Source organism: Kiloniella spongiae, assembly GCF_001026905.1.
In the GTDB taxonomy this organism is placed as follows: domain Bacteria; phylum Pseudomonadota; class Alphaproteobacteria; order Kiloniellales; family Kiloniellaceae; genus Kiloniella; species Kiloniella spongiae.
Window position 1 is genome coordinate 418,226 of the sequence record NZ_LAQL01000006.1, and the last position, 12,623, is coordinate 430,848.

The 12,623-nt window shown below is 45.6% G+C and carries 13 protein-coding genes; 12 read left to right on the top strand and 1 reads right to left on the bottom strand.

Annotation, left to right across the window (positions count from 1 at the left end; all coding sequences use genetic code 11):
- Positions 1 to 2 precede the first annotated feature (2 nt).
- The 10 genes from WH96_RS10920 (at position 3) to WH96_RS10965 (ending at position 10,018) form a co-directional block, all read left to right on the top strand.
- Positions 3 to 872: a carbohydrate ABC transporter permease gene (locus WH96_RS10920; protein ID WP_047764154.1), complete on the top strand. Its 870-nt coding sequence runs from the start codon at positions 3 to 5 to the stop codon at positions 870 to 872.
- Between the two features lie 3 nt (positions 873 to 875).
- A complete protein-coding gene (locus WH96_RS10925) occupies positions 876 to 1,673 on the top strand; it encodes a carbohydrate ABC transporter permease (RefSeq protein WP_047764155.1) in 798 nt (265 codons plus the stop codon).
- 15 nt (positions 1,674 to 1,688) lie between these two features.
- Complete coding sequence (locus WH96_RS10930) at positions 1,689 to 1,967, top strand: DUF2160 domain-containing protein (RefSeq protein ID WP_156176779.1); 279 nt, start codon at positions 1,689 to 1,691, stop codon at positions 1,965 to 1,967.
- Positions 1,968 to 2,038: 71 nt separating this feature from the next.
- Entirely contained in the window at positions 2,039 to 3,748 is a 1,710-nt protein-coding gene (locus WH96_RS10935) for an ABC transporter substrate-binding protein (protein WP_047764156.1), read from the top strand.
- 127 nt (positions 3,749 to 3,875) lie between these two features.
- The gene (locus tag WH96_RS10940; protein WP_156176780.1) at positions 3,876 to 5,618 is read left to right on the top strand and encodes an amidohydrolase; all 1,743 of its coding nucleotides are present in this window, start codon (positions 3,876 to 3,878) and stop codon (positions 5,616 to 5,618) included.
- A 107-nt stretch (positions 5,619 to 5,725) separates the two neighbouring features.
- Complete coding sequence (gene trpS, locus WH96_RS10945) at positions 5,726 to 6,754, top strand: tryptophan--tRNA ligase (RefSeq protein WP_047764158.1); 1,029 nt, start codon at positions 5,726 to 5,728, stop codon at positions 6,752 to 6,754.
- Between the two features lie 344 nt (positions 6,755 to 7,098).
- Positions 7,099 to 8,016: a sulfite exporter TauE/SafE family protein gene (locus tag WH96_RS10950; protein ID WP_047764159.1), complete on the top strand. Its 918-nt coding sequence runs from the start codon at positions 7,099 to 7,101 to the stop codon at positions 8,014 to 8,016.
- Positions 8,013 to 8,810: a TIGR02186 family protein gene (locus tag WH96_RS10955; protein ID WP_053005842.1), complete on the top strand. Its 798-nt coding sequence runs from the start codon at positions 8,013 to 8,015 to the stop codon at positions 8,808 to 8,810. The genes WH96_RS10950 and WH96_RS10955 overlap by 4 nt, the downstream gene beginning before the upstream one ends.
- Before the next feature lie 3 nt (positions 8,811 to 8,813).
- Complete coding sequence (locus WH96_RS10960) at positions 8,814 to 9,350, top strand: universal stress protein (protein ID WP_082130433.1); 537 nt, start codon at positions 8,814 to 8,816, stop codon at positions 9,348 to 9,350.
- 104 nt (positions 9,351 to 9,454) lie between these two features.
- The gene (locus WH96_RS10965; protein ID WP_047764293.1) at positions 9,455 to 10,018 is read left to right on the top strand and encodes a NifU family protein; all 564 of its coding nucleotides are present in this window, start codon (positions 9,455 to 9,457) and stop codon (positions 10,016 to 10,018) included.
- Positions 10,019 to 10,160: 142 nt separating this feature from the next.
- Here the strand turns inward: WH96_RS10965 and WH96_RS10970 are convergent, their stop codons facing one another.
- Positions 10,161 to 11,243, bottom strand: coding sequence for a polysaccharide deacetylase family protein (locus WH96_RS10970; RefSeq protein ID WP_047764160.1), 1,083 nt, complete (start codon positions 11,241 to 11,243; stop codon positions 10,161 to 10,163).
- A 195-nt stretch (positions 11,244 to 11,438) separates the two neighbouring features.
- Between WH96_RS10970 and tsaB the strand changes: the two genes are divergently transcribed.
- On the top strand, positions 11,439 to 12,140 hold the full coding sequence (gene tsaB / locus WH96_RS10975) for a tRNA (adenosine(37)-N6)-threonylcarbamoyltransferase complex dimerization subunit type 1 TsaB (protein WP_047764161.1): 702 nt from the start codon (positions 11,439 to 11,441) through the stop codon (positions 12,138 to 12,140).
- 8 nt (positions 12,141 to 12,148) lie between these two features.
- Positions 12,149 to 12,607, top strand: coding sequence for a ribosomal protein S18-alanine N-acetyltransferase (rimI, locus tag WH96_RS21350; protein WP_053005843.1), 459 nt, complete (start codon positions 12,149 to 12,151; stop codon positions 12,605 to 12,607).
- Positions 12,608 to 12,623 lie beyond the last annotated feature (16 nt).

Consider the following 12,623-nt stretch of genomic DNA (forward strand, 5'->3'; position numbering starts at 1 on the left):
TCATGAATAAATGGTCCGATAACCGTGCTTGGTGGCTTGTTCTTCCCGTTGTTTTAATCGTGGCATTTTCTGCGGTTATTCCTTTGATGACCGTAGTGAACTATGCCTTTCAGGATACCTTTGGGAATAATGAATTTTACTGGGCAGGTATCGAATGGTTCCAGGAAGTTCTTCGTTCCGATCGTTTCCACGGGGCGTTAGGACGTCAGTTCCTGTTTTCCTTTATTATTCTTTCTATCGAGATTCCGCTTGGTATTGCCATTGCGTTGGCGATGCCGAAAAAAGGTCTCTGGGTTCCATTCTGTTTGATCCTTATGGCCCTGCCACTCCTGATTCCCTGGAATGTGGTTGGTACGATCTGGCAGATCTTTGGTCGCATTGATATTGGCCTTCTAGGCGCTACTCTGGATGGATTGGGTATTGAATACAATTATACGCAAAATGCGCTAGATGCCTGGGTGACGTTGATTGTCATGGATGTATGGCACTGGACGTCACTTGTTGTGTTGCTTTGTTATGCTGGTTTGCAGTCAATTCCGGATGCTTACTATCAGGCGGCGAGAATTGACGGTGCCAGCAAATGGGCGACATTCCGCTTTATCCAATTGCCAAAGATGAACCGCGTACTTTTGATCGCTGTGCTGCTGCGCTTTATGGATAGCTTCATGATCTATACCGAGCCATTTGTGGTGACAGGTGGTGGACCGGGTAATGCAACAACGTTCCTTTCCATTGATTTGGTTCAAATGGCGATTGGTCAGTTCGATCTGGGTCCTGCCGCGGCGATGTCGTTGGTTTATTTCTTAATCATTCTGCTCTTCAGCTGGGTATTCTTTACAGTGATGAGCTATTTAGACAGAGCGGAGTCTTAAGCCATGAAAACCAAAGCTCTCGTCACTATTCTTTATATTGTTTTCTTGCTGTTGCCGATTTATTGGTTGCTGAATATGTCCTTGAAAACGAATGAGGAAATTCTCAGTACCTTCAGCCTTTGGCCTCAGGACCTGACTTTTGCCAACTATATGGTGATCTTTACAGACCCCAGTTGGTACAACGGTTACATAAATTCGACAATCTATGTGGTGTTAAACACAATCATTACCCTGTTGGTCGCTTTGCCTGCGGCTTATGCCTTCTCGCGCTATAACTTTATGGGTGACAAACATCTGTTCTTCTGGCTTTTGACCAACAGAATGGCACCACCAGCGGTTTTTGCCTTGCCGTTCTTCCAGCTCTATTCTGCAGTGGGACTGTTTGATACGCATATTGCAGTGGCCTTGGCGCACTGTCTGTTTAACATTCCGTTGGCTGTCTGGATCCTCGAAGGATTTATGTCTGGTGTCCCGCGAGAGATTGATGAAACCGCCTATATTGACGGTTATTCTTTCCCGCGTTTCTTCACCCGTATTTTCACGCCGATGATTTCTTCGGGTATCGGTGTGGCTGCATTCTTCTGCTTCATGTTCTCATGGGTTGAATTACTGTTGGCCAGAACGTTGACGTCTGTTGATGCTAAATCAATTTCCGCGACCATGACACGTACAGTGTCTGCATCCGGTCTTGATTGGGGCGTGCTGGCAGCGGCGGGGATCTTGACCATTATCCCAGGTATTCTGGTGATCTATTTTGTTCGTAACTACATCGCCAAGGGTTTTGCCCTGGGCCGGGTTTAAGAGGGAGTCCGTATCATGGAATTGAACTGGATGGCCTGGACTTGGCCAACGGCTACTTTCTTTATCATCATTGCAACAACGCTTGTTGTTATGACGGTATTGGCAATCAAATTTCCAGAAAGGGAAAAGGTTGGAATTCTTAATATTCCAACCACTCGTGGGGATCGATTGTTTATCACACTACTGGGCAGTGCTTTTATTCACCTCGGTTGGCTTCTGATGTCAGATATCCAATTGTGGGGAGCCCTCGTTGTAAGCGCTGTCTACGCATTCATCGTTTTTAGATGGGTGTAAACACCTAGAGGGCAAATGTGGGGTGACGAGGCAAACTCGTTTACTGAATGAAGCAACAGGGAGATATAATAATGAAGTCCCGTTATATTGGTGGCGCTCTTACAGCCGTCGCTTTGGTTCTCTCAGCTGGCGCAGCTCATGCGGATGCAGCTGCTGCTAAGAACTGGGTAGAAAATGAATTTCAGCCTTCGACTTTGTCCAAAGCTGATCAAATGAAAGAAATGGAGTGGTTTACAAAAGCCGCTGAGCCTTTCAAAGGCATGGAAATCAATGTGGTTTCCGAAACCATTACAACGCACGAGTACGAATCAAAAACTCTTGCCAAAGCTTTCTATGAAATCACAGGTATCAAGGTTAATCACGACCTGATCGGTGAAGGTGATGTTGTTGAAAAGCTGCAGACACAGATGCAGTCCGGTAAAAACATCTATGATGCTTACATCAACGATTCAGATCTAATTGGTACGCACTATCGTTATCAACAGGTTGTGCCGCTCTCTGATTGGATTGCTGGCGAAGGTGCTGATGTAAGTAACCCGGATCTTGATCTTGGTGATTTCATTGGTACATCTTTCACAACAGGTCCTGATGGCAAACTTTATCAGCTTCCTGACCAGCAGTTCGCGAACCTTTACTGGTTCCGTTATGACTGGTTCTCTGATCCGGATATCAAAGCTAAATTTAAAGCAAAATACGGCTATGATCTTGGTGTGCCGGTAAACTGGTCTGCCTATGAAGATATCGCTGACTTCTTCACAAATGACGTGAAAGAAATCGACGGCAAGCCGGTATACGGCCATATGGATTATGGTAAAAAAGATCCATCACTTGGCTGGCGTTTCACTGATGCATGGCTGTCCATGGCTGGTGCTGGCGACAAAAACATTCCAAACGGTATTCCTGTTGATGAATGGGGCATCCGTATGGAAGGCTGTAGCCCGGTTGGTTCTTCTGTAGCACGTGGTGGCGCGACAAACGGCCCGGCTGCTGTTTATTCCGTCGCCAAGTATGTTGACTGGCTCAAAGCTTATGCACCACCATCAGCACCAGGTATGACCTTTGGTGAAGCTGGTCCGGTTCCTGCGCAGGGTGCTGTTGCACAACAGATCTTCTGGTACACTGCCTTTACTGCCGACATGGTGAAAGACGGTCTTCCGGTTGTGAACGAAGACGGTACACCGAAATGGCGTATGGCACCTTCCCCGCACGGTCCTTACTGGGAAGAAGGTCAGAAGCTTGGTTATCAGGATGCTGGTTCTTGGACTCTTATGAAATCCACACCAGTTGATCGTCGTAAAGCTGCATGGCTCTACGCACAGTTCACTGTTGCCAAAACTGTTTCCCTGAAGAAAAGTCACGTTGGTCTAACTTTCGTACGTGAAAGTGACATCCAGCATGAATCCTTCACAGAGCGTGCTCCAAAACTTGGTGGTTTGATTGAATTCTATCGTTCACCTGCACGTCTTCAGTGGACACCTACAGGCATCAACGTTCCTGATTATCCAAAACTTGCACAGCTATGGTGGCAGAACATTGGTGATGCCAGCTCTGGTGCAAAAACACCTCAGGAAGCAATGGATTCACTTGCAGCAGCTCAGGATAAAGTTCTTGGTCGTCTGGAACGCGCAGGCGTTCAGGGCGAATGCGGACCTAAGCTGAACGAAGAAAAAGAAGCCAGCTACTGGCTGAACCAGCCTGGTTCTCCAAAAGCCAAATTGGCCAACGAGAAACCACAGGGTGAAACAGTTGATTATGACGAGCTTGTTAAAAGCTGGAACTAATTAACGCATTTCCTTGCGAAAAAAAGGGGCCGGAGGAGAAATCCTCCGGCCCCTTTTTTGTTTTTGGTGGTATGTTTAGCTTGGAATAACGGCTCGCAAAGTTTTGACAGAAGGTGTTAACAAGCTGATGAAACAAACGAAAACAACACTATCAGAAATCATCTCGGCAGTTAAAACTGTTGGCATCGGCATGGGTTTGATCAGTGCATTTTTAACACAAAGTCATGCATCATCTGGTCGCTACCTAGTTGTAAACGCGCAGATTTACACTGTTGATAAAAAAATGCCGTGGGCCGAAGCCGTTTTGGTTGAGGATGGTGTTATTTCTGCTGTAGGCGCGGAAAAACAACTTCTTGATATGGTGCAGGTTGGTGTTGAGGTTATAGATCTCGGTGGACGGATGCTCTTACCGGGGTTTCAGGACCCTCATCTACATGCCCTGGAAGCTGGTATCAATGAAACAGTTTGTTTTCTATCGGCTGAAGGATCGGAAGAAATCTATCGTGAGGAAATAGCCTATTGCCTTGATGAGCAGCATGATAAGCCTTGGTTTATGGGGGCTGGTGTTTCCATGCCAGCTTTGCTGGAAACAATCGAAACTCCCATGGCGTTTCTTGATCGACTAATTCCAGATCGACCCGCAGTTATCCTTGATAATCTTGGGCATGGTGCCTGGGCCAACACCAAGGCGATGCAGGCCGTGGGATATATGGCCTTTCAAGCGGCTCCCGGAATTAATCCTCCGGGTGGATTGATCGATAGAGACCCATTTACGGGCCGTCTGACCGGCGTTGTTTTTGAAAACGCGCAACAGAAACTCCGTAATGCAGCCCTTCCGCCAACCAAAGCGAATGTTGATTTTGCTTATGAAGGCTTGCTTCAAGCACTGAATCTTTTAGCTGAAAATGGCATTACAAGCATTAGTGACGCAGGTGGCTATTGGCCCAGAGGGCATCAGGAAGTCTGGATCCGTGCAGAAGAAGAAAATCTACTCACGGTGCGGGCCAGTAATGCGCTTTATCTATACCCTGATTTACCCTTTGAGGAACAGATTGCCGAATTTCAAAAGCGGTACAGTAATGACCCTGAAAAGCTTTTGCGGTTTAATCAGGCCAAAATTTACGTGGACGGGATCTTATCTCAGGCAACAGGGGCGCTTTATCAACCCTATGAAGCCAGTCTTGAGCTTCCAAAAGATTTGCAGAGGGGCTTTCTGTATTTTGAGGAAGAGACCCTTTTTGACTATGTCAGTGCTCTGGAGAAGTTAGGATTTCAGGTTCATTTTCATGCCACAGGTGATCGTGGTGTCGGGCTTGCTCTGGATGCTGTAACGCATGCAGAAAAAGAAAATATATCCAGGGATATTCAACATCGGATAACGCATCTGTACCTTGTTGATAAAAAAGATGTATCCCGATTTAAAGAGCTAGATGTTATTACCGATTTTCAGCTCGCACCAAGCTCAACCAATTCGGATACGAAACGATACCTTGCCGGGTTTATTGGGAAGCGGGCTGAAGACTTAATGCCTGCCCGTAAACTTTACGAGGCGGGGGTTGAGATGGTTCTGAGCAGTGATTGGGATGCGGAAGAACTATCCCCCTTGATGAAGGTTGAAGCTGTGCTTACCCAAAAAGATGGTGCCTTTGATCACGTGGAGACCGTTATCGAAATGATGACGCTCAATGTTGCAAAACTATTGCAGCATGAGGATAAAACGGGATCGATTGAACAAGGCAAGCTCGCGGACTTTGTTGTGCTGGACCGAAATATTCTGGACATACCCGTAAATGAAATCGGGGCTGTGAATGTAGAGGCGACACTTCTGGGCGGAGAGTCGATTTATGATCCAAAAGGTTTGTTCAAGTAATTGCTTATCTTGCCTCTAGGTTCAAGCTCTTGACCCCAGGGTTTTGAACGGCGATAAAGCCTTTTCTTAAATCTTTTATCAACCGCTATTGGAATGGATCTTTTCCCATGAAGCGTATCTTCTCGGGCGTACAGCCCACAGGGAACCTACATCTTGGCAATTATCTCGGCGCTATTCGCAATTTTGTGCGCCTACAGGACGACTATGAGTGCATTTTCTGTGTCGTTGATATGCATGCCATCACTGTCTGGCAAGATCCTAAGCAGTTGGTTGATAATACACGTGAAGTTGCGGCGTCATATCTGGCGGCAGGGGTTAATCCCGAGAAGCACATTATTTTTAATCAGTCGCAAGTATCAGCCCATGCAGAGCTTGGCTGGGTCTTTAACTGTGTGTCCCGGATTGGTTGGTTGAACCGGATGACACAATTTAAGGATAAAGCCGGGAAGAACCGTGAGAAAGCGTCTACGGGTCTGTACGTCTATCCAAACCTGATGGCGGCGGATATTCTTGCCTATAAAGCAACCCATGTGCCGGTTGGCGAAGATCAGAAACAGCACCTTGAATTAACACGTGATATTGCTATCAAGTTCAACAATGATTTTAATGTTGATCTTTTTCCTGTACCTGAGCCACTGATTTTTGGGGCGGCGACACGTATCATGTCTTTGCGTGATGGTAGCAAGAAGATGAGTAAGTCTGACCCGTCTGATTACAGTCGTATCACGATGATGGACGATGCGGATACCGTTGCCAAAAAAATTAAGAAGGCAACTAGCGATCCGCATTTGATCCCCGGTGCTGATGTTTTGGATGAAAATGGTAAGTTACTTGACGATGCCCGCAAAGAACGCCCGGAAGCTTTTAACCTGCTATCTATCTATGCTGCATTGAACGACAAAGAGCTTTCTGATGTTTTGGGTGAGTTCGAAGGTAAAGGTTTTGCCGATTTTAAAAAATCCCTGACAGACGTTGCGGTTACCAAGTTGGGACCAATGGGATCCGAAATGAAACGATTGATGGATGATAAATCATACGTTGATTCTGTTCTCAAGCAGGGAGCTGATCGGGCAGCTAAATTGGCCGAGCCTGTGATGAAGGAAGTTTTTGATGCAGTTGGGTTTTTGCGTCCATGAGCAGGTAAACGACTAAATTATATGGCACCAGTATAAAAAATAACTGGCACCAAATTTTTTGATAAAAGGGCATCTGATCAACCTCGGGTGCCCTTTTCCTGTTGGGAAGCTTTTGAAAAGAAAAGCAACGTTGGGTTTTTGGAATTGGTCAAATTAAAAAAATGTTAAGCAAAAAGTTGAAAAATAAAGAAAATATTCAATGGACCCCTTTTCCTTTTTTCTGAAGCAGGATAGATTCTTTTAGGGATGCTCCCTTGAAAGCCTAATGAATGAAAATTTTCTGTCTGAAATGGCAGAACAGGGTAGAGCTAAATGAAAACCTGTGAAAAAGGCGTCTGACGGCAATGCAAATCTATCTGCCGATCGCAGAGATATCTGTCGACATAATCCTCTTATTGGCAATGGGGGGCGGTGTCGGACTGCTTTCGGGGATATTTGGTGTTGGAGGAGGCTTCTTAATGACGCCAATTCTGATTTTTGTGGGTGTTCCCCCGGCTGTCGCCGTTGCTACACAAGCAAATAATGTGATCGCGTCATCGGTTTCTGGTGTTTTTGCCCATTGGAAGCGAGGAAATGTTGATTTCCTAATGGGTTGGATACTGCTGGTTGGTGGCTTTATAGGGTCAACACTTGGCGTCGGTCTGTTTACTTTTCTCAAGAGTCTGGGGCAGATTGATCTGGTTATTAATCTATCCTATGTGATTTTTTTGGGAACCATCGGGTTGCTGATGATGCTTGAAGGCATCAAAGCAGTGTTCCGGCGTCGAAAAGCAGGTGGTGCTTCCCGTGGTAAGTTACATGAGCACAATTGGTTCCACGGCTTGCCGCTTAAAATGCGCTTCCGGAAATCGCGTCTTTATATCTCTGCTCTTCTACCCCTTGGCATCGGTTTTTTTGTTGGTGTTCTCTCTGCGATTATGGGCGTTGGCGGTGGGTTTATTCTTGTGCCAGCGATGATCTATATGCTGGGCATGCCGACAGCGATGGTTATCGGAACATCGCTTTTCCAGATTATCTTTGTTGCTGCGAACGTCACTTTTTTACAAGCAGCTCAGAATCAGACTGTTGATGTTGTTCTCGCGCTCTTGCTTTTGGTTGGCTCTGTATTGGGGGCACAGGTTGGTACGCGGATCGGTGCCAAGATGCAGGGCGATTGGCTGCGCCTTTTGCTTGGTATTTTAGTTGTTATGGTTTGTGGCAAGCTGTTCCTTGATCTTTTGATTCAGCCTGCGGATCTCTATTCACTGGAGATGACGCAATGATATCTTTGATGGTTTCTTTGGTTCATCGGCTTTTTTCTGTGAGCGGCATCGATTTTCTAAAAGTACTTGCTACTGTCGGTTTTTCATCCCTCTTTGTTTTATCGGCAAAAGAGACCAAGGCAATCGAAGCTGATCTGTCCAGCCACCTTGTCGCGATTACGGCGGGGTTTTCAGGGGATCGTATTCTTTTGTTTGGCAGTATAAATTCTCCGGGCGAAGTTATTGTTGTTGTCAGGGGTCCAGATACGGACTTTAAGGTACAACGAAAAGGACAGGTTGCAGGGATCTGGATGAATACGGCGTCCATGAGTTTTGAAAGTGTTCCCAGTTTTTATTCTATCGCTTCGACTGGTCCTATTGAAGAAATATCATCTTCTGCAACACGCGCCCTGAATGCCATTGGGTTTAATAATATCGGTCTAGAGCTTCCGGTGACAAAAGCTGCTGGTAAATTGGCGGATTCATGGAAAGAAGCCTTACTTCGGAATCTTTTACGTAGCGGGAATTATCAGCTGGAAAATGCTGAAATTGTTTTTTTGGGCGAACATCTTTTCCGAACAGAGTTTGAATTGCCTGCGAATGTCCCCACGGGAACATACTCTGTGAGTGTCTATCACCTGCGCGATGGTCAAATCATAGATGCGCGAACGACTCCCCTTACGGTATCAAAGATTGGGGTCGAAGCTGAAATTTATGACTATGCACATCTTCATGGTGCGATGTATGGTATTATTGCTATTGTGATTGCTTTGGTATCCGGCTGGATCGGTCATTTAATTTTCCGCAAGGGATAAGGTATGAGTGAAACAGAATCGACAGAACTGAAAATTGATCAAGAAACTGATGGCAAGAAATGCCGTAATCATGGATCTACAGATCGAATCTTTCTTGTCGTCGTCGATGATAGTGATGAGATGCTGCAGGCAATGCGTTTTGCTTGCCGACGTGCACTGCATACAGGTGGACGGGTTGCGCTTTTGTATGTCATTGAACCTGCCGAGTTTAATCACTGGGCGGCAGTCGGGGATTTGATGCAGGAAGAAGCTCGTGAAGAAGCCGAAGCGCGCCTGAATAAACTGGGTGAAGAAGTGCTTGAGTATTCAGGGCAAATTCCTGTTCTATATATGCGCGAAGGTGATCGTCGTGATGAGCTGGTCAAGCTTGTGAATGAAGATGATCAGGTTTCTATCTTGGTGCTGGGCGCAAGCTCGGGATCTGGCGGACCGGGACCACTTTTGACGGCTCTAATGGGGAAGCATATCGGTAAATTACGTGTGCCGATTACTGTTGTCCCTGATAATCTGGAGCCTGCTGAAATCGACGAGATCAGCTAAAGAAATATTCTATATGAATATTCATTATGGATAGGGGCTTGAATAGCCTCTATAAGATTACATATAAGAACAACAATCATGGACCGATTTTAAACGAGCAAGATATGTTTATCCAAACAGAACAAACGCCAAATCCAGCTACTTTAAAGTTTTTACCGGGATGTCCGGTGCTTGAAGGTGGTACGGCTTTCTTTGAAGCAAAAGAAGCTGCTTCAAATTCTCCTCTTGCTCTCAGATTATTTGAGATCGAAGGCGTGACCGGAGTGTTTTTTGGTGGTGATTTCATTACCATCACCAAAGCAGAAGACAAAGAGTGGTATATCCTGAAGCCATCCATTCTCGGTACAATTATGGAGCATTTTACAGCAGGACGCCCCGTTATCACTGATGCATCCGAGGCAATGTCTTCCCACGCTGAAGCAAGCGATGAAGATGATGATGAGATTGTGTCCCAGATTAAAGAGCTTCTGGATACACGTGTTCGCCCGGCTGTTGCACAGGACGGTGGTGATATCGTTTTTCATGGTTTTGAGAACGGTATTGTTTATCTGCATATGCAAGGTGCATGTGCGGGATGCCCAAGTTCTACCGCAACACTGAAAATGGGTATTGAAAACATGCTGCGTCACTACATTCCCGAAGTATCTGAAGTCCGCGCCAGTGCGTAGATAGGCCAGTTGCGGCTTTGACTGTTTGAAGCTGGTAGGGCAAATAGATAAGCCCTCAAAATAGCCTCCAAGAAATAATTAAAAGCCCGGATCTGGTTAATTTAGCTCCGGGCTTTTTGTATGGGTACGAGATTCCCAACATTCAGGGAATATAATATTGTTGCCCAAACCAACGCCAACGTCCCTTTGGACCAAGCATCGTGCAGTTAATACGGGCTCTGCCTTGTTTAAAAGGCTCTGTTAACCGGACCTCGATACGTCCGCCGCCAAGCTCCTGTAATGTTAGCTCTCCTTGCGAACTGTAACAGTTTAGTCCGCGATAGGATCCGTCTTCACGAGGTTTGATTTCTGGGCCAATTGTAAAGCCGAAAAGTGGCGGGTTCGTTGCAGCGCTAAGTATTAGGTCTTCAGGTAAAACAGCAGTGACTGGTAACGGAAGACTGTTGACAGCTAATTTGAAACGTTCCGTTGTTCCAAAACGATCATTGAATGGGTAGCGAGGTAAGGACATGAAATTAGCACTGCGAGCTATGGCACCGGAATGTTGCCCAAAGGCTGCTTTGAAACCAGTGGCTTTCAAGGCGCTTTGCAGATTGTTGCTGATTTCGCCGTAAGGGTACGCAAACAGGTTGGGCTGTTTTCCTAGAGCACGTCTGAAAGTCTGATTTGACTTCTCGATTGTCTGCTTTTGTTCTTCTAGGGATAAATGGGCAATGTGTCGGAGCTCGTTGGCGTGACTACCAATTGTTACAAGGGGATCTGCCGCAAGCTCTCTTATCTGGGACCAGGTCATATAGCCGGGTCGATTTTGATCAATAGCAGAGGTTGTTACAAAAACCGTGACCGCAAGCTGTGCCTTCTTAAACTCAGGCCATGCCTTTTCGTAGAAAGAAATGTAGGCGTCGTCGATTGTGATTGCTATTACACGATCTGGCAGGGGCAAATCCTGTGCGAGGGCATCGACGATATTAGAGAGAGGCAGGATATTGTAGCGGCTGTCTTGAAGCTCTTGGATGTGATTTGCTAATATTGATGCCGAAGTGCTGGTTGTCGGATATCGGCTTTCACCGAAACGCTGGTACATAAGAACAACGGCACCATTTGTTAGGTTGCTCTCAACAACTGTGTCAATGCTCTGTGCCGAAGTTGTTTTCTGAAAGCTGATGATGCCTATGATAACGGTAAGCATATGGAAAAATAAATGAAAGCGTTTCAATTTAAACATAGCGCGCTATTTCTAATTCTTTGTCTGTCAGTGTTGCGTCAATACTGGCCTCTGGTTTGGCGCAATATCATTAAGGCATCATTAACGATTGTCTTTAATTGTAACAAAGCTGGATCGCGGATATAAGCCATAATGTTGTTTTGCCTAAGCTATGGGCTAAGTTAACCTGGGTGTCAAAGGGATGATTTCGCGATAATGCGTGCTGATAATTCACTGTTACTTGGTTTGGATACAGCCGGATCTTCTTGCTCCGTTGCGATTATGAGCAAGGGGCAAGTGCTTGCTTCCCGAGTGGAGATCATGCGACGTGGTCAGTCTGAACGTCTTTTGCCGATTGTGCAGGATCTTTTGGATGAAACCGGAAAAGACCTGATGGATATGGATGGATTTGCCGTCACAACAGGTCCGGGCGGTTTTACGGGGGTTCGAATTGGTCTCGCAACGGCTCAGGGTTTTGCCCTTGCTTGTAACAAGCCACTTGTGGGGGTAAATAATTTTGAAGTACTGGCACGTGGTGTACCTGCGGCTGAAAAGACCGATGAGCCACAAGTTGTTGTTATAATTGATGCCAAGCGTGCGGATTTATTTGTACAAGCCTTTGATTCAAATTTGATGCCTTTGACGGAACCCTTTGCTGTACTTCCTGAAAATCTGAGCGATAAACTGTCTGGTGATAATTTGCTGTTGGTTGGGGATGGTGCTGATCAGGTATCTGAAGATTTGAAGGTTACGGGGCGTTCAATCAGCTTCTCTAAAGCTTCTGCAAACGCAGATGCTGGGAATTTATTATCGTGCGCTTTGGAGCAGCAACTTTTTGATAGAGAAAATCAACCTGTTGAGCCGTTGTATCTGCGGGCGCCAGATGTTTCCTTGCCTAAAGATAAGACAACATTCTAGATAATGTGATGAGCAGTTCTGAAGACATAATTCAGTGCGGTATTGAGCATGCGGACCTGCTGGCTGAAATGCATTCGAGGTCATTTCCTGCTTCTGCGTGGAAGGCGAAAGATATTTCAGCAATACTTGTTCAGAAAACGAATAGTGGTTTTATCTATTGTCGAGATGAAAATCCGGTCGGTTTTATTCTTTGGCAAGAAGTTGTTGGTGAAGCTGAAGTATTGACTTTTTGTGTTGATCCAAGTTTTCGAGGCCTAGGGTTTTCAAAAGAAATAATTTTCAAGATGTTTGAATATTTTCATCAAGCATTTGTAAAAAAGGTATTTTTAGAAGTTTCCGAGGAAAATATTATTGCGATTTCACTTTATCGAGTGATGGGTTTTAATGAAATTGCGCGGAGATCCAAATACTACCACAAATCTGATGGAACAGCTGTTGATGCAGTTGTTATGTCTGTGGATATTTAAAGCATCTTATAAAATC

Coding starts and splice junctions, on each gene's coding strand:
- WH96_RS10920 (WP_047764154.1), top strand. CDS start 3: ATGAATAAATGGTCCGATAACCGTGCTTGGTGGCTTGTTCTTCCCGTT.
- WH96_RS10925 (WP_047764155.1), top strand. CDS start 876: ATGAAAACCAAAGCTCTCGTCACTATTCTTTATATTGTTTTCTTGCTG.
- WH96_RS10930 (WP_156176779.1), top strand. CDS start 1,689: ATGGAATTGAACTGGATGGCCTGGACTTGGCCAACGGCTACTTTCTTT.
- WH96_RS10935 (WP_047764156.1), top strand. CDS start 2,039: ATGAAGTCCCGTTATATTGGTGGCGCTCTTACAGCCGTCGCTTTGGTT.
- WH96_RS10940 (WP_156176780.1), top strand. CDS start 3,876: ATGAAACAAACGAAAACAACACTATCAGAAATCATCTCGGCAGTTAAA.
- trpS (WP_047764158.1), top strand. CDS start 5,726: ATGAAGCGTATCTTCTCGGGCGTACAGCCCACAGGGAACCTACATCTT.
- WH96_RS10950 (WP_047764159.1), top strand. CDS start 7,099: ATGCAAATCTATCTGCCGATCGCAGAGATATCTGTCGACATAATCCTC.
- WH96_RS10955 (WP_053005842.1), top strand. CDS start 8,013: ATGATATCTTTGATGGTTTCTTTGGTTCATCGGCTTTTTTCTGTGAGC.
- WH96_RS10960 (WP_082130433.1), top strand. CDS start 8,814: ATGAGTGAAACAGAATCGACAGAACTGAAAATTGATCAAGAAACTGAT.
- WH96_RS10965 (WP_047764293.1), top strand. CDS start 9,455: ATGTTTATCCAAACAGAACAAACGCCAAATCCAGCTACTTTAAAGTTT.
- WH96_RS10970 (WP_047764160.1), bottom strand. CDS start 11,243: ATGTTTAAATTGAAACGCTTTCATTTATTTTTCCATATGCTTACCGTT.
- tsaB (WP_047764161.1), top strand. CDS start 11,439: ATGCGTGCTGATAATTCACTGTTACTTGGTTTGGATACAGCCGGATCT.
- rimI (WP_053005843.1), top strand. CDS start 12,149: ATGAGCAGTTCTGAAGACATAATTCAGTGCGGTATTGAGCATGCGGAC.